11 protein-coding genes are annotated in these 16,641 nt (G+C 56.5%); 8 read left to right on the plus strand and 3 right to left on the minus strand.

What is annotated here, in order from left to right:
* Positions 1 to 316, plus strand: a 316-nt coding sequence (locus tag ADT71_RS24655; RefSeq protein WP_197283115.1) for an ATP-binding protein, incomplete at its 5' end; no start/stop codon positions are given.
* A 76-nt stretch (positions 317 to 392) separates the two neighbouring features.
* Positions 393 to 809, plus strand: coding sequence for a hypothetical protein (locus tag ADT71_RS24660; protein ID WP_132469448.1), 417 nt, complete (start codon positions 393 to 395; stop codon positions 807 to 809).
* A 22-nt stretch (positions 810 to 831) separates the two neighbouring features.
* On the opposite strand, the gene ADT71_RS24665 is transcribed toward ADT71_RS24660, so the two are convergent.
* The 3 genes from ADT71_RS24665 to ADT71_RS24675 are packed head-to-tail and all read right to left on the minus strand — an operon-like array spanning position 832 to position 6,897.
* Entirely contained in the window at positions 832 to 3,576 is a 2,745-nt protein-coding gene (locus ADT71_RS24665) for a DEAD/DEAH box helicase family protein (RefSeq protein WP_054441166.1), read from the minus strand.
* On the minus strand, positions 3,569 to 5,518 hold the full coding sequence (locus ADT71_RS24670; RefSeq protein ID WP_054441168.1) for a hypothetical protein: 1,950 nt from the start codon (positions 5,516 to 5,518) through the stop codon (positions 3,569 to 3,571). Before ADT71_RS24670 ends, ADT71_RS24665 begins: the two co-directional genes overlap by 8 nt.
* Positions 5,515 to 6,897 carry a hypothetical protein gene (locus tag ADT71_RS24675; RefSeq protein ID WP_054441170.1) on the minus strand — a complete coding sequence of 461 codons (1,383 nt, stop codon included), beginning with the start codon at positions 6,895 to 6,897 and terminating at the stop codon, positions 5,515 to 5,517. The genes ADT71_RS24670 and ADT71_RS24675 overlap by 4 nt, the downstream gene beginning before the upstream one ends.
* A 244-nt stretch (positions 6,898 to 7,141) precedes the next feature.
* Between ADT71_RS24675 and ADT71_RS24680 the strand changes: the two genes are divergently transcribed.
* The 6 genes from ADT71_RS24680 to ADT71_RS24700 all read left to right on the plus strand — a co-directional run bounded on the left by ADT71_RS24680 (position 7,142) and on the right by ADT71_RS24700 (position 16,508).
* On the plus strand, positions 7,142 to 7,789 hold the full coding sequence (locus ADT71_RS24680) for a hypothetical protein (RefSeq protein ID WP_054441171.1): 648 nt from the start codon (positions 7,142 to 7,144) through the stop codon (positions 7,787 to 7,789).
* 13 nt (positions 7,790 to 7,802) lie between these two features.
* Positions 7,803 to 8,459, plus strand: coding sequence for a hypothetical protein (locus ADT71_RS32405; RefSeq protein ID WP_197283116.1), 657 nt, complete (start codon positions 7,803 to 7,805; stop codon positions 8,457 to 8,459).
* A 28-nt stretch (positions 8,460 to 8,487) separates the two neighbouring features.
* Positions 8,488 to 9,264 carry an NYN domain-containing protein gene (locus tag ADT71_RS24685; RefSeq protein WP_054441173.1) on the plus strand — a complete coding sequence of 259 codons (777 nt, stop codon included), beginning with the start codon at positions 8,488 to 8,490 and terminating at the stop codon, positions 9,262 to 9,264.
* 95 nt (positions 9,265 to 9,359) lie between these two features.
* Entirely contained in the window at positions 9,360 to 10,823 is a 1,464-nt protein-coding gene (locus ADT71_RS24690; RefSeq protein ID WP_054441175.1) for an ADP-ribosylglycohydrolase family protein, read from the plus strand.
* A 116-nt stretch (positions 10,824 to 10,939) separates the two neighbouring features.
* Positions 10,940 to 14,770 (plus strand): GTPase, encoded by a 3,831-nt coding sequence (locus ADT71_RS24695; protein ID WP_054441176.1) that lies wholly within the window; start codon positions 10,940 to 10,942, stop codon positions 14,768 to 14,770.
* On the plus strand, positions 14,763 to 16,508 hold the full coding sequence (locus ADT71_RS24700; RefSeq protein ID WP_054441178.1) for a GTPase domain-containing protein: 1,746 nt from the start codon (positions 14,763 to 14,765) through the stop codon (positions 16,506 to 16,508). The genes ADT71_RS24695 and ADT71_RS24700 overlap by 8 nt, the downstream gene beginning before the upstream one ends.
* Positions 16,509 to 16,641: the final 133 nt, after the last annotated feature.

Consider the following 16,641-nt stretch of genomic DNA (forward strand, 5'->3'; position numbering starts at 1 on the left):
CGGCCAGCTGGCAGAACGCCTGCTACGTCTCGACCTGCTCATCCTCGACGAGCTGGGTTATCTGCCCTTCAGCCCATCGGGCGGAGCCATGCTCTTCCACCTGCTCAGCAAGCTGTACGAGCGCACCAGCGTCGTCATCACCACCAACCTGAGCTTCAGCGAATGGGCTGGCGTGTTCGGCGATGCCAAGATGACCACCGCGCTGCTCGATCGGCTCACTCACCACTGCCACATCCTGGAAACCGGAAACGACAGCTTCCGCTTCCGTGCCAGCACTGCTGCGCCCAAAGCCAGAAAGGAGAATCCAGCATCTTGAACCTGCCGGGATACGGCAGCACATAACCCATACCCACCCGGGTCAATTCTCAATGGAAACCCCGGGTCACATCTCAGTGGCAATCAACAAAACCACATTAGGCAAAGATGCGGGCCGCGTGATCGGCGGCCAAGAAAAGTCTATCATTACGATGCGTCTGTCGATCGAGGATACGGTCAGGAAATCGACCGGACAGATCATCGAACGCAGGATCAAGAACAAGGAGTCTGGCCATTCCGCCCAAGAGCTCGAAGCTCTTCTCGCCGAATTGCTTGAACTTCAAGGAAACCGCTGCGCGCTGACCGGCATTCCGTTCCACTTTCACGGCCCTGACGCCGATAGCAACCTCTTGCCGTCTCCTGACAGAATCGACAGCAGTGGGCATTACGTCCGAGGGAATATCCAAATCGTTTGCCGCTTCATAAACTTCTGGAAAGGGGCAAGCGACAACGAGGAGTTCAAGGATCTCCTCATGCTTGTAAGGTCCGTGTGATCGCGCGCTTGTCTGCCGACGGTCAGCTTCGGCTAAACAAGGCAGGGTAAGGGTCGGACAACATTGCGTCCGGCACAGGCTTTCTCAAGAAGACCTCCCAGCCAGATCGGTTCAAGTGGATTTCCCTGTCGAAGTCCCCTTGCGTGCATCGATCCATCTTGTCCTCGACTTCATATTTTCGCTCGATGAAGGAACCGACCTGATCTTCGTCGAAGCTGTCCTTGAGATAGGGATAATTTATTTCCAAGGCGCTCGTGTCGGGCCCCTGCTGCTGCAAGAGGCTGTTCACCTTCCCAAAGAGACGGTCGACGCGGCCCACACGCTGCTCGTTATCGCCCGGTGTCCATGCGATACCGTAATGATGCACTTTTCTGCATTGCAGGTGCAGATTCACCCCCTCCTGGAAGACCGAAGTTGCCATCAGTGTGTTCGGATAAAAGGGGCTGTTGAAGCCGAGGATCAGGTGTTGCCGGTGGCTGGATTCGCCGCTTGCATACCACGCCGGGCTGGAAAGTGTCGTGAGTGTTCGCCACCCCTTGTTCCAAGCATCGACTTCGTGATCGATGATCTTCGTGCAGAGCTGCTCGAAGGTTGCGATGGCTGAAATAAAGTATTTCAGCAAAAGGGAATCTGGAATTTGCAGGTCTGCAAAATCCAAGAATTTCCGGTAGCGCCGCTGGACATTGGCGTGCTTTTCCTCGTCGGCAAGACGCTGCTCGAAGGTCACATACCAGCCATAGAGTTCGACGATAACGGGGCTGGCGAAGAGAAATCCGGCTTTGATGTAGTTGGCAAAATTTTCGGCAATGCGCGGCTGAGCGGTTGCCCAATCAACAAGTATACCCCGCTGTGGCGCGGGCAGGTGATCGAATACTCGACCCCAGATCGTTTCGATCGGCGCATCGTATTCGCGCTGATCTCCGTCGTGAGGGCGCAATGCATCCAACGCGTCTCGCGGAAATTCGGGCCGTGTTTCCATTCGTTGCATCTGTGCAGCCTTGGCAAAATCCATGCGCTGCTTGCCCCCCTGCACGAAGTGGTAGTGCCAATGATAGGCACCTGATTGATAGTCAGAGGCGGGTTCTAGGAGCATCGAGAAGATGCCGGTTGTTTTGCGCAGATTGAGGCTGAAGCGGGAGCAGTCTGTCGGTGGTGCAGGCGGTCTGCCATCAGCCGCCTTCTTTGTCACAAACAGGTCTGCAACTCTGGAACGAAGATAGTCGTGTTCGTCGACACTTTCGCTCTCGCCTTCGATCTCGTCCATCTGGTCGTCGTCGCTATCGATGTCGCGGCGAGTGCTTGCACCAGTGATTTCGTTGAATACCTCACGCGACCAATTGCTTTTCTTCCATCGAAGACGAGATTCTTCATCCCAGCCGTGGGTGTCCGCAATGTGCTTTGCGAGCAATTCGTCGTAACGCTCATTGATGCGCTTCGTGAGCTCTCGGACTGACGGGATGCGTCGCACAAAGACGAGGTGCTTATCTTCATGCAGGCAGCGATCTGTGGCCATTTCGAACAGTTCTGATGGCGTACAGAGATTGACGATGCCATCGTATTTGGGGTGATCGGGAGCCGAGCCGAAAAGGCCGCGAAAATCGCCGCTCATGTCTTGCAGGAGCTGTGTGTCCGCAGCCGCCCTGAAGTCCTTCGAGCGCTCGTCATCCGATCCTTCATTCTCGCTCTGCGCGTCACGGGCCAGATCACGATGGCCTGCGGATTCGAAACCTTCTAAATAACCATAGAGAGCCCGCCTCTTTTCATCCGCCACACCGCAGTCTTCGATCAGGCGCTTCTGGTAGAGCGCAAAAAACATCTCATCTTGGGGGTTATCTCCAAATCTGCACGGAGTTGCGATTTCCCGGCGGTATTGGTGCTTTGTATAGCTCGTGCCCTGACCCTCCATGCGCCGAAACCGGCGAAGCGCGTAGGTGCGCATCAGGTCATCGACTTCCTTCCCTTCAAGTGAGGCCTGGTCGACAAAGTAGGACAGGATGTTCGCCACATCACCAAGGCGAGTATGGCTCGGCGTTGCCGTCAGGAGTAGGGTGCGCCGAGCAATTCGACTCTCAGGCTTGCCGAAAAATTCTTCGGCGGCAGCGACGCGCTGCGATCCACCGCGGCGATTGCGGAAATAATGCGCCTCATCGACGATCATCAGATCGAACCCAGTCCCGCCTGTTGCGGCCAGAATTCGTTCATGGAGTTTTTTGGCTACTTTCCCCGCAGCTCTAGCCTTGTCGTTGGATGCGTCGGCGCTATCGAGAAGGCCGCTGAGGGCATGGATTGTCGTTATGTAAAATTGGGTTGGCGCCTTATCTTTGGACCGCTGTTCAATTGCCTCGGTCAATTCCGGCAGGCGATAGTGGGCTCCGATAGGCGGTACGGGTTTTCCGTCCTTCTTGCTCTTAACGAAGTCATCGGCCTTTACGTAGAGGTCGCGGGCAAAGGACCCAAACTCCTTTTGCCAATGTAAGCAAATATCGCGGTTTGGCGCGATCACCAGAATCTTTGCGTCGGGCTTCTTTCGCCACAGCAGTGCTGCTACCCCAAGTGCTTCAAAGGTTTTGCCCATGCCGACTTCATCGGCCAAGAGCGCAACCGGACTTCTTGAAAGCACGCTCCACAAATGAGCGACGCCTTCGGTCTGAAGTGCGGCCATTCCTGTCGGTTGGTCCGGCGCATAAGTCCATTCCCCGCTGACCCCGCCGAAGTTGATCCACTTCGCGACGTCCATTGGTTTCAAGCGTCGCCAGAACTCACTCATATGCTGCCTGCGCCCTTACCAGTGTGACATATTCTGCGGAGACCCCGTTCGGGGATTTGGGCACCGACATTGCTATGCTGTTCCATCGTGATTTGGGCGCCGGGGTATAGTTTGGCTCGCGACGTTTGTAGCCGTGAAGTAGCTTGCGACGCCGGTCTTGAGCCAAGGCGCAAACGGTCGCGACTTCATTCGCGAGGAACCAATTGAACACCGAGCGCTCCTCGGTTTGGATGGTTTCGCCAGCCTTTTCGACCAATTCGAGTAGACATCCAGGCGCTACGAAGACCTGCTTTTCCAACTGCTCCAGTTTGTCCACTGCAGAATACCGTTGGCGATAATCATGCATGGCTTTGAAAAGACGGAAATAGCTAATCGAACTGTGCTCGGAAATTTCTCGTTGGAGTAGCTCTGAGCCCAAGTCCGGTTGAGCGGGAGTGTCGTCAGGAAAGCTGTCGTTGTCGTCAGGACCTCGAAGGGGAAGGTCAGTAAGCGATCCCGGATCATCCCCAAGCAACAAGGCTTCCAGGAGATCATTCAAGTTGTTGAATATCTGAGCCCTGCGGGACTTCAGGTTAGTTTCACCGACGATGCCGCAATGAACCTCTTTCCCGTCGTGGTGTACACGAAAGATTCGATCTCTAAGCAGCACGCTGTCATTCACACGAATTTGCGCCGGTTGCACGGGGTCGCCGCTGCGGGCCCACTTCAATGGCAGTAGCGCATCTACGCCGGGCAGTCGGACAGAGTATCCCTCGCGCCCCTCATTTCCTGCCATCCACGCACCCGAAAACGTGTAGACCTGTGCATGCCAATCGAAGGTTACGTGCAGATCAAAGGGTGGCAGATCGGCGGGATTAAGTGCTTCCTCGGCTAGGAGCTCATCCGACGCGCAATCCTCCTCGCTCAGCGCCAGTACTTTGCCATGCATGAGACGCCAGTCACTCGCATCTTCGATGATGATGCCTGCTTCAATGTTGTTGTCTCGGCTCCATTTTCCCCGGTCGTCGCAAAGGCTGTTGGAGCCGGGTGCAGTGAAGTTCCACGAGCCAACAGCCAAGGCCTTGCCGACCTTCCAGATCTTCGCATGACATAAATCAGTTCTGTGGTCGCGTTCGACTGGGCTATCATAGAACGTCAGATGCCCACGCCCGATCAACTCCCCTAGTTCCTTGCTCCATTGAGTTCTGAGGAATTTGTTCTGGATCCGATCGGGCACCAAATGGACACGCAGGTCACTGGTCGCCGTTGAAGTTTGCAGCTTGCCGATAAAGCTGGCGAGGTCGCTAGGCAGATATGGCGACCAGACGACGATGTCTGACGCCGACGATCCGTCGAATAGTTGCGCTGCGAATGATTGGTTCTGGAGGCTATGGACAAACCGCCATTTCTCCTTGGTCTTGGCAAACTTTCGGCGCTCGGGGAGTTTGCCACCACCGTCCTGAATGTCGCTGGCATCCCAAAGCCGCTCGAAAAACCTCCGGAGTTCTCGATAGTTACTGAGGCTTTCAACCCCACGGAATACGAACGCTTCCAGATTTCGGCCCCAGCCGGACAGCGTGAGATTGGCGCTACCTGCGCCGATGATGCGCCGACCTTTGTCGTCCTCAAGGTAGATGACTTTGGGATGAAAAAGACTGCGTTCGCCGAACCGCTCCGACAAGCGGTCGGGACGGACTGCGTGTATGGGAACGCATGTCCTCTTGATGCGGTTGGTGTCGATGAACCGCGGATCGCAAAAGACTCTGAGATCAATGCCTTGATCCGTGAGTTCCTGCTGTAGCTGCTCGAACTCGATCCGGTTTCGTGGAGGTTCGGCACCTAACACCGCAGGCAGGACAAATGTCTCGAGAAACTCAATGTCCAGGTTGAAAGTGGTGAACCATGCTCGGCGCAAGGGACCCATGCCGGTCACCTTGCGCTTCAACTCCTGCAGGAGTTTCATGCGACCGCTCCACGCAGGCCGTTCACGAAGCTACTGAACTGGGGGAGATAATAACTGTTGAGCCATGAACCAGGCGCACGGCTGTCGGGCTCGGGCAGAGAGACAGTTCGCGCGTGGACATTGATGGTGCCGTCGCTGCTGACATTAAGCCATGAAACCTGGCCGCGGGATTGCATCACTGAGCCATGGTAATTCGCAATTTCGCGAATTTGATCGTCGAGACTATCAGCGTTTGCAGCTTTCAGAAGTTGCTTGAGACGCTTTGCCCCCTCCGTGCCCTTAATGGCTGGCAGATCCGCATAGTCAGAAACCGCAGCGGATACGCGTGGCAATCGCGTTGCGTCCCTGCCGAAGTTTGCCCATGCGTTCGCAACGTCATCGGTTGATTGAGTTCGCCGAGATGCCATGAGAGTGAATAGCAGCGAGCAATCTGCCAAGAACGGCTCCAGGTGCACAATGTGCTCGAGCTTGACCTTCTCTCCGGGCGCTAGGTCATGCGAAAGTGCCTGCTCAATTGCCTCCTGCGGCGAGAGATCGTCTGTTTCTTCGAGAACATCGAAAATCGCACCGGCCGCGCCTTGATTGAGCTCTGTCTGTAAAAGCCAAAAGTCTTTTGCGTAACTTCCCACTGCTTGAGGCGAGGCAAATGCTCGAGCGTATGCTCGGGTCAAATCTGCTGGGACATCAGCAAATGGAAGTTTCCCGCCTTGGATCGGTTGGGAGACGCATTCCTTGAGAAAGTCGGATGCCTTGCGTTCAACCTTGCTAAGCAAGCTCTTCGGCTGGCCGATTATGAGCCTTTCGGCATCAGCCCACCGGCTTTGAAATGCTGGCTTATGATAGTGATAATTGCCATCGAAGAAGCCCATTTCCATTAGCGGTGTTTTATAACGACCACTGACTCCTAGGCCGAGCTGCCGGACCAGGATTTGCCCGGCAGGTTCATGAGTAAAGATAAGTGCCGGCGGGCGATCTTCATTCGCCCACAGTCGCCGCGCGTTTAAGATCCCAAGGATTCCTGTCGATTCCACATCCTGTGATTTCTCATGACGCAGGAGTGAGAAGACGAAGACATTTTCGAGGAAAATCAGGCATGCCTGCTTGAAATTCAGGCTGTCCTTGCTCTGATATTGCCGCGCCAGCGCATGACTGAGACGGGCGTCCTCATCGTCATCTTCGATCAGCGTCTTCACCAAGTAGTGATGAAAGAGATTGAGGGTGAAATTTCTGACATCGTTCGAAATGGAGTTTATCCTGTTTCGAAAAACCTGTCTGCCGAATGCCGACCAAATTATGAGCGTGCCGATGGGGTCAATGTATGAATCGGACGAAAGGGAGTCGTCGTATTCGGTGAGTACGCGATCTAAAAAGTGCGCCATTTGATTTCTTAGCTCGCGCCTTCAACGGGTTCATGGTTGGGGTGGAAAAAGGCTTGTCGAAAAGCGCAGATTGGTAGCTTACGTGTTAGGGCATTTGACCAAGGGTACCTCGGATCTCATTTTCAAACTGTGAAGCACATACATCGGCTATCTGGTGCTCTTGCAAGAAGGAATGAGGGCTCTCTTGGCGCAATCGTTTCAAGGTGCGACCGCTTTTGACGTATCGGGATAAGAGGCATGGCGCATGAGAAAACCTGATTCTGTTGCGGCGCTGACCCAACTTGGGCGTGTTCGCCTATCCAAGTCATTCTTTATGCGCGATTTCCTGTTCTCTGACATCGCCGCGTTTCATGGGCTGAGCAACGTGCCTGATGACCCTGACCTGGCGATCGCGGCAGGAAGCAGGCTCTGCGAAGAACTGCTTGAACCGTTGCAGGATCGGTTTGGCCGCATCGCTGTTCGATCAGCCTTTCGCTCGTGCGAAGTCAACGGGTTGGGCAATGAGATGCAAGCTGCGGGGAAGGGCGGGTACAATTGTGCTTCTAACGAAGCCAATTTTGCCGGGCACATTTGGGATCGACGCGATGCCAAAGGCAGGATGGGTGCCACGGCGTGTGTCGCCGTTCCAGCATTTTGGGACGCATTCCAGGCAGAGGGGGATTGGCGCAAGCTTGCCTGGTGGATCCACGATCACTTGCCCTATTCGAGCCTCTATTTCTTCTCGAAGTTCTGGGCCGTTAACATCGCCTGGCGCGAGGAGCCAGAGCGACGGATCGACAGCTACACCTATCCCAAGGGCTGTTTGACCAAGGTGGGCATGCCAAACAATTCTGGATCACACGAGCAGGAGTGGTCCGGCATCGAGGCAGCAATGGTGCGCGGATTTGCGTGAAGGGGCACCCGGCATGACGATTCCAGGCCAGCTAATCACCGCCGTCGATATGGCCGTTGCGAGCGGAATAGATCCGAAGCGCTTTCGAGCTGCCCTTCGCGCTGCAAGTCTCAATTGGCATCCGCACAACGGACGTTGGGAAGTCGTACGAGGGAGCGATCAGCATCGAGACATGGAACGGGTCATGGCCCGGCTATGCGGAGGGAGTGTCAGGCTTCGATCGACGTTGAAGACTGTACAAGGCGGTTCCCTGGCCGCACTTCGCGACGAGCATTACGTGCTGGATCTCTGCGACGCAGTTCTCGGGCTGAAGGCCGTCCGGCAGCACTGCTTTGAGTTTCTCACCGGAGATCCAGATCGGCGTGCTCGCCGGAAGCCATTACCTGTCGATGGATTCTATCCTGCTCTTGGCCTCGTGGTGGAATATCATGAGCGACAACACCGCGAACGTGTCGGCTTCTTCGACGATAAGCCAACGGTTTCCGGCATTCCTCGGGGCGAACAACGCCGACGATATGATGAGCGCCGCGCCGATTTGCTGCCGCGGCATGGCTACAGTTTAGTCGTCTTCGAGGTAGCTGAATTCGCACACGATAGAGCCAAGCGCCTGCTCAGGACCCCTGAAGATCAGGAGGTTATCAGCCGCCGCCTTTCAAGTTTTATCGGCTGATTAATGCATATCAGGGCAATGGTGCAAAATGGCCAATGAACCTCGCACCCCACGACTTGCTGTCTTGATTGACGCAGACAATGCATCTTCCCGGATCGCACCGCGCCTCTTTGAAGAAATTGCAAAGATCGGTGAGGCAAGTGTCCGCCGCATTTACGGCGATTTCTCCGGAACTAGGCTTAAATCGTGGGCTGACGTTCTGGCCACTCATGCGATCAAGGCGCACCAGAACTTTGCGTACACCAGCGGCAAAAATGCCTCCGATATTGCGTTGGTAATCGACGCGATGGATCTTTTGCATACCGGTCGTTTCGACGGGTTTTGCCTTGTCTCCTCCGACAGTGACTTTACCGGGCTGGCCTCGCGTATCCGTGAGCAAGGGATCGATGTCTACGGCTTCGGAGAGCAGAAAACTCCCGAGAGTTTCCGACAAGCGTGTCGCCGTTTCATCTACACCGAGAACCTGCTGCCAGAGGCGCCAACGTCAGATGAACCAGGCCGACAGGATGCCCGTCCGGCTAGCGTAAAGAAGTCGCCCAAGGCTGCGGCACCTTTGATCCGAACCGCCATCTCACAGCTCGATGATGAAGGGGGCTGGGTACCTCTTGGGCGGGTGGGCCAACGCCTTGCAGCGCTCGCCTCTGACTTTGACCCTCGAACCTATGGTGAAGGCAAGCTGAGCGACCTGGTCGAGAAGGCAGGGGGCTTTGAATCTCGCAGAACTGAAACAGGGCATTTGCAAATTTCGGTCTCTCCGTCTGGCAAGGCGGGCGAGGCTAAAGCAAGAAAGGCAACACCCGGATGAAAGTCCGGATTCATCCCCAGCGCCAACCAATGCCGGTCTGATGCCCTTTGAAACGTGCGACCACTAATGTCGCATATGGATCGTAATAACGCGCAATGAGCAGAAATCTTCGAACAAGCATCACTGATCCGATCCAGATCCCCACACTTTCAGCCGCGTCAGGACGCATCGGCGTTTCCTTTTGTCCCGGGAAGCAAGGGTGTGCGCTCGCTGGCTTTGAGTGGAAGCGTGACCTTGCGGCGGATCTGGACGCGGTGCGTGGGTGGGGTGCTGCTGCTGTCGTCTCTCTGATTGAGAAGCACGAGATGGAGCTGCTGGGGGTCGCAGATCTGGAGACTGCGGTTGCTGCGCGCGGTATGGAATGGTTTCATCTCCCGATCCCCGACGTCACCGCTCCTGGCGAGGAATTCGAGCAACGATGGTACACGGCCGGAGCCCGGCTGCGCAGTCTCCTCACCGATGGGGAAAGCGTCTTTATCCATTGCCGAGGAGGGCTGGGCCGAGCCGGCACTGTGGCAGCGAGGCTGCTCATCGAGCTCGGCATATCAGGCGCCGATACCGCAATCGCCCAAGTGCGAAAGGTCAGGCCGGGCGCTATTGAGACGAGAGCGCAGGAAGATCACCTTCGAGCGATCGAGCGCATTAACGATCGGTCCTGTGGATGCCTCATTGGTTTGGCGGTCGGTGATGCCTTGGGCACGACCCTCGAGTTCAAGCCGCGGGACACTTATCCCCACATCACAGATATGGTTGGTGGAGGGCCGTTCGGCTTGGACGCAGGGACTTGGACTGATGATACGTCTATGGCCCTTGCGCTTGGTGAGGCTCTCCTGGCCAGTGCAGAAAAAGGCTTAGTTTTCGAACCGGAAGAAGCACAACGGCGGTTCGTCAGCTGGTGGCGGAACGGTGCCTTCAGCCCCACGGGCAGCTGCTTCGATATCGGCATTGCAACCCGCCAAGCCCTTGCTCGTTTCGAGGAAACTGGCGACCCGATTGCCGGCTCGACCGATCCGTATTCAGCAGGCAACGGCTCACTCATGAGGCTTGCGCCTGTCGCGGTTTGGGGAATCCGGCAGGATCCCGCTATCGTAACGCGAGTAGCTCGCCGACAGAGCATGACCACGCACGCTGCAGACGCGTGCCTCGACGCCTGTGAAGCATATGTACTCGTCTTGCGGGCGGCCATTCTGGGTGCCGACTTTGAGGATGCCCTGGCGGTTCCAGCGAACGGATTTGGGCCTGTGATCGGCCCAATCATGGCCGGTAGCTGGCGGGGGAAAACGCGCGATCAGATTTCGAGCAGCGGATACGTGGCGCATAGCCTCGAAGCAGCGATCTGGTCCGTTGCCAACACCACGAGCTTCGATGCCGCTGTGCTGTTGGCAGCTAATCTCGGTGATGATGCCGATACCACTGCTGCCATTGCCGGGCAGTTGGCTGGTGCGATCTATGGCGCATCGTCAATTCGCCAGACTTGGCTCGACAAGCTGGCTTGGCGCGACGAATTGGAAGTGCTCGCCCGAAAGTTGGCTTTCCCAGCGGCTTTGCGGCCAAGCTAGCGGTAGAATTCCTGTAGCTGGCTAATGACTGATCGTTACCAATAAGATTTTGGGTCAAATGTCGCATGCGGTCGAGCGCTTACCTGTTATAAAGCCAGCAGATACCCGAGGATTACATGACGACCAATAGCAACACTGCTGAGAGGTTGGGCGGACGCTGCCTGAAAGAAGCGATCACACAATCCGTTGCTGAGGGCCGAAAGCAAGCGAACCTGATTCTCCGTGATATCAGGCAACTGAGCAGATCACTGGCATCGGGCCGGGCACGTATAGCAGCCCTGCAAACACAAGCATCCGAGCTTGGCTACGAACAGCAGGTGTTGGTCGATGATTATGTCAATGCATCGCTGGCTGCAGAGACCCGCTTGAATGCGACCTGGCAGAATCGCAGCGAAGCGCTGAAGGACTTCAACATCGTGCTTTTCGGTCGCACGGGCGCGGGCAAGAGCACGCTGATCGAGGCGCTCTCGCATGGCGACGGCCAATCCGTCTCCCAAGGCGAAAGCGACTGGACGGTCGATGTGAACCCGGTGTCTTGGCAGGATTGCATGCTGATCGACACGCCCGGCATCAATGGCTGGGGACGGGCACAAAAGCGGGCAGATCTGGAGGCAAAGGCACATCGGGCTGTCGAGGCGGCCGACATCGTGCTGTTATGCTTCGACACGCAGGGGCAGCAGGTGAGTGAATTCGCCAAGGTGGCCGAATGGGTCATTGCCTATGGCAAGCCGGTTATCGCGATTATCAACAATAGCCATCCCGAATGGCGCAACCCCGTGCGGCAGGGACGTCGACTCCTGCGGGTGAAGCATTCGCGGACGATGCAGCAGCATGAAGGTAACGTGCGTGACAATTTGGCGGCTGAAGGGTTGGGGAACTTGCCCATCATCTGCCTGAACTCTCGCCGCGCGCTGCTGTCCCGGGCGCGGCTGCCGTATACAGGGCCGGGTGCCAATGAACTGGCGACCCAACGGGAGAAGTATGGCGCGGAGGCTCTGCTGCGCTGGTCGAACCTGCCTGCGCTGGAGGATTTGATTATTGAAACTCTGGCGAGCGATGCGGCCAGCATCCGGCTCGGCATGCTGACTGCCAGTCTTCGTGGCGATCTTTACGCGATCCAGTTCGATCTGAACACGCATGCACAGTTCGCGCGGCACCGCGCCGAAACGGTAGACGAGGAGATCGCGCAGCTTTTCAAGCTGCTGGGTTACCCGGCCAATGATGCGGTTCGATCCAGGCTGCCACGCACCGAATGCGGGACGGATGTGCTGTCTTGGCAGGAAAGGCTGCGCGGTGGCCGCTATACCGTTTCGACCGAGGGTGAGTTCGACGAGCATCTGTCCCGCCTGATCGACACCTGGCTTGGCGAGCACCGCGCTTCCACCATGCGCCGCGCGGAGGAACAGGTCATCGGCGCTTTCGAGCGCAAAGCGGCAGTCGAAGCGGACGAGTTCGAGAGCATATACGAGCATACAGTACTGAAACAGGCCGGGAAAAAGGTGCTTGAGCTTGCTGCAGATTACTTGCGTGGCCGATTAGAAGCAAAAGGAGTTCTGATAGATTTTGATGCTGTAAATTTAGATGCCTCTGCAACCACCATCCAAGGCGATGCTGGGTGGGATGCTCGTGGTGCAAGTGTGGTGCTCCGGATGGGGAAGTTAGGACTGACTGCACTATATCTCACCGGACCGTGGGGCGTGGCTGCGGGAATGGCCGGACAAATGCTCTTCGGAGCTGCGCAAAAGGATTTGGCAAAAGAAGCGGAGGCGACCCGATCTCAAGCTAGGAGGCAGGCATTGTCAGAGGCGCGAGCGGCGGTTGCCAAAGCCTTTGATGACCTGCGCCACCAGATCAAGCAGGTAGCCCGGAATTTCCGAGACGAGTGCTTGCTCCAAACCTTGCCGCCTTTGCTGCACGACGCAGGGACCTGCCGCGTCGTCATAATCGAAACCGAGCGCTTGATTGTGGAGATCGATCACACCGATTCGACACTGAAACATAGCAGCCCCGTCGCCGCGCTGAACGAAGCCGCGCAGCGAATCGAGGCGCGCCACCCGACGAAGCGCAACAGCGCACGCTTGATCTGGGCAGGAGAGGACTGGATCGACGATCCCGAGGGTCTGCTCACCACCACGGCGGAGGACGTCGATGCCACAACAGGCGCCGGTCAGCGTGTTTGGATACCTTGGCGCGCACCCGAAATCAGTCGTGATTCAGAGAGGTATGGAGAGGCATTCGTCGCACGGGCTGAGAGCCGATTGCGCGGTGTGGAGGTCGCACAGCCTGCGCTGTCCGACATGCGTGATCTCGCGTCGCTGGATCGACCCGGCATCATGTTGGTCGGGGATTATAATGCCGGGAAGACAACCTTCATTCGGCGCATCCTTGCGGAAGCAGGAATGTCAGTGCCCGACGATATCGAAATTCGCGCAGACCCGACGACCAACTCCGTCCGCCGGTATGATTGCGGCGAGGCGTGGCTCATTGACACGCCGGGTTTTCGCAGCGGTCGCGCTGGTGACGATCTGCTGGCGCAAAGTACCCTGCCGGAAGCTTCGATCTTGGTCTGGCTGCTAAACCGCTCCATTTTGGACAGCACCATCGAACATCTGTGTACGGTGCTGATCGGGAACGGGGAATTGGGTCTGCCCGGCAAAATTGGCCGGACCATACTAGTCTTGGGACGGGCTGACGATCTGGGCGTCGACCCTGTCGAGCAGCCGGAAGAGTTCACCAATGTCGTGCGGCGCAAACGGGTGGAGCTCTGCAACGCCCTGGCATCCAAAGGCATCCAGTTTCCGGCCGAGGACATCTTCGTGGTTGCAGCGGACCCCTTTACCCTTGTCGGCGACGAGGCTGGCATAGATGCGACTGCCTTCGATCTGCATCGCGCATGGGATGGAATGGAGGATCTGTTGCAGGCTCTGTCCAACAGGCTGTCCGGGCCCGAAAGGCCCTTCTGGATGGACATCACCGTTCTGGAAGGGGGGCTTTTCCAATTGGCAGGCGTTGACCGTCAGTTACAGGCTGACCAAGCCGAGTGGGAAATTCAGAGTGCTTTCCTAGAAGAGTTGATTGCGACCATAGATGCGCGATGCCACGAGGCGGCAACCTTCCACAAGCGGATCATTCTCGACATCGACAGAATGCTCGAGGAAACGACGCAATCGCTGTTGGAAGATATGTGGGGTGCAAGAAATCCTGACGAGCTGCAAGCCGCTGGCAAGCGACTGGAGACGTGGTGGGAAGATCCGGTATTCGGTCAGGAAGTTGCCCATTGGCAGAGCAGGTGGAAGACTGAACTGGACCATTGGTTCGAGCGGGCGACTGAAGAAGTGCAGCGCACTATGGAATCGCGCGAACTGCGTGAAGCTGTCATTTCGCTGGGCATTAGCTTCGACGCCGATGGTCTGGGGCAACAATCGGGAATATTGGGAGATGGCGGCAGCGTATTGTCGCCCCTGCTCAAGCAGGGGGTCGCGAAGCTGGGGGAGCGCGATGTGATCTATGGCATCGGCAAATTCTTCCGTGTCAAATTCAAGCCTTGGGGCGCTACAAAGATTGCCGGCAGGTTCGCCAAGTATGGGGGGCGGGCATTTGTCGTACTTACGGCAATCTATGAGGTCTGGTCTTGGCGCAAAGATGAGAAGCAGGCCGCTGAAGTCGAAGCATTGCGCAAGGACATCGCGGCAGCAGTCGCCGCCGGACGAGACGAAATTTGTAAGTCAATGCTGGGCGACGATGCACATCGTGAAGGTGTTGCCGCATACCTGCAAGCATGTCGCGCCAGTCTGACTGCCGTGCGAGACGAACTTGCAGCCGCTCAGCGCTTGAACGCTGCTCGTTTGCAGCGGTTGGATGGTGAGCGAACCGCCATCGCCGAGGTGATTGCTGACGGCCGGCAATGGCTTGAAGTATGTATCAAGGGGAAGCGGGTTGATGCGTGAAGATGAATGGTTTGCCCAGGTGGCAAGCATCTTGCCCAATGCGGTCGCGGATGAAGATCGGTTTCCGACCAAGCCCGTGATTGCGTTGTTCGGCGCCTACGATGCAGGCAAGAGCACACTGCTCAAGCGGCTACTGGTGGAAGCGGGAGTGTCGATCCCCGCCTGGCTGACGGTGAGTGCCCGCCGGGAAACGTTTGAGTCGAACGACGTGGAGGCATTCGGCTGCATCCTGCGGGATACGCCAGGGCTGGCGGCAGGCAGCGCGGAGCACGAGGAGACAGCCCTCGAGGCCGTGCTGGAAAGTGATGTCATGCTTTTGGTTATGCCGCCGCAACTGATCACCGGCGACAGGGACGTGGTACTGCCGATCCTTTCCGGCAAGGCTTATCGGAAGGAAGGATTGTCCTGCGCTCAATCGCTGCTGGTGGTGATTACCAAACTGGATGAGCGCGCCGATCCGGTGGACGATCAGATTGGTTACCGTGCCTACGCAGCCCTGAAGCAGGACGAGTGGGGTAAGCTGATCGAGGCTAACAGGCTGTCACTGGGCCAAGCGCCCGTGTTCACGGTCTCAGCTGATCCGCTGGGGTATGTCGGTAACGATGTTGCCCCGCAGCGGGGATCATACATGGACGGATGCCGGGAGTGGGACGGAATCAGTGCATTAGTTGGTATGCTGGAGGGACTGCCGGGCCAACTTGGAGATTTGCGTAGAGCGGCGAAAATACGTCGCTTCTGCAGCAGGTTGACGGTGACAGTTGCGGCGAAAGATGCCGAGATTCTCGCCAACCAGCAGGTGCTCGTCGAAACGGAGCGGCAGCACCAGCAGATCGATAATCTGGCCTCTCGTGAGAAATTCATTCGAGAGCGCGCTCAAGCGGAACTTCGTCGCAGGATTGAGGAGGAACTATCCAGCTTCTTTACTATACGCGGCAAGGACGCTGCCGCACTGCGCGACCGATTGCAGGGTTGTGTTCAGGACTGGCTTGCAGAACAATCTGCCGCGCTGGAGAAGCTTGTGCGTGAAAGCGGCGCTGAGTTCGATAAGGCCGCTGCTTCCTATTGGAAGATGGATGACTGGAGCGAGCCGGTCACCGTGCGTAGCAAGGCTTCAGCCGCGCCTGAGATGCGGACTAAAGTCCAGAAGGCCTTCCGCGAGTTCATGGACCTGCGCAAGATCACCGAATACGATGGGAAGTCGGTCAAGGATTACGCTGCAATCAGCGACAGCCTTGGAAAGAAGATTACGGATCTACAAATCAAGCTAGACCAATCTGGTGAATCTGCCAAGCAGGGCATCAAGAAAGCAATATATACTCTTCAGAAGAAAAAAGAAGAAAATAACAATATGATTGCTTCTGCAAAAACGCATGAGCAGATGATTGCTTTCGCCCCCTTGGCAATGGAAGGCATTAGTACCCTGATAGGGTGGTGGTCCGATCGCGAGCAAGCCAGAATTTCGGCTACTGAGCGGGAGGAGCGTCAACAAGCGTTCACGCAGTACGGACGTAAGGCAGCGGAAGATGCCTGGGCACACATCGGGCCGGCGTTCGACGACTTTGCAGCCGGGCTTGAATTGCAGACCACTATGCTGGCTGACATCATTCAGGATGCAGATCATTATGGTCGGCAACTTGCTAATGAAAGGCAAGTGGTTCACGCCCTTTTAGCTGATGCTCCGAGTGCAACTGCTCCGGTGTGCGTAAGTGCTGTCCTCGCCCCAACGTCGGGTGCGTAATTCCACTGTGATTTTACGTTTAGATCCGGCTGCCTGAATCCCGGCTCGCTCTGTCGCAAAGAATTCATATTGGGGGTATTGATGGGGTATTTTTATAGAATAGTTAATTATTGTACAAACATATCAAGCATTT

The sequence above is a fragment of the Novosphingobium sp. ST904 genome, from assembly GCF_001298105.1.
GTDB lineage: Bacteria > Pseudomonadota > Alphaproteobacteria > Sphingomonadales > Sphingomonadaceae > Novosphingobium.

Excerpts from the sequence above, each read along its gene's own strand:
- ADT71_RS24680 (WP_054441171.1), top strand. The coding sequence starts at position 7,142 with ATGAGAAAACCTGATTCTGTTGCGGCGCTGACCCAACTTGGGCGTGTT.
- ADT71_RS24670 (WP_054441168.1), bottom strand. The coding sequence starts at position 5,518 with ATGAAACTCCTGCAGGAGTTGAAGCGCAAGGTGACCGGCATGGGTCCC.
- ADT71_RS24675 (WP_054441170.1), bottom strand. The coding sequence starts at position 6,897 with ATGGCGCACTTTTTAGATCGCGTACTCACCGAATACGACGACTCCCTT.
- ADT71_RS24665 (WP_054441166.1), bottom strand. The coding sequence starts at position 3,576 with ATGAGTGAGTTCTGGCGACGCTTGAAACCAATGGACGTCGCGAAGTGG.
- ADT71_RS24695 (WP_054441176.1), top strand. The coding sequence starts at position 10,940 with ATGACGACCAATAGCAACACTGCTGAGAGGTTGGGCGGACGCTGCCTG.
- ADT71_RS24700 (WP_054441178.1), top strand. The coding sequence starts at position 14,763 with ATGCGTGAAGATGAATGGTTTGCCCAGGTGGCAAGCATCTTGCCCAAT.
- ADT71_RS32405 (WP_197283116.1), top strand. The coding sequence starts at position 7,803 with ATGACGATTCCAGGCCAGCTAATCACCGCCGTCGATATGGCCGTTGCG.
- ADT71_RS24685 (WP_054441173.1), top strand. The coding sequence starts at position 8,488 with ATGGCCAATGAACCTCGCACCCCACGACTTGCTGTCTTGATTGACGCA.
- ADT71_RS24690 (WP_054441175.1), top strand. The coding sequence starts at position 9,360 with ATGAGCAGAAATCTTCGAACAAGCATCACTGATCCGATCCAGATCCCC.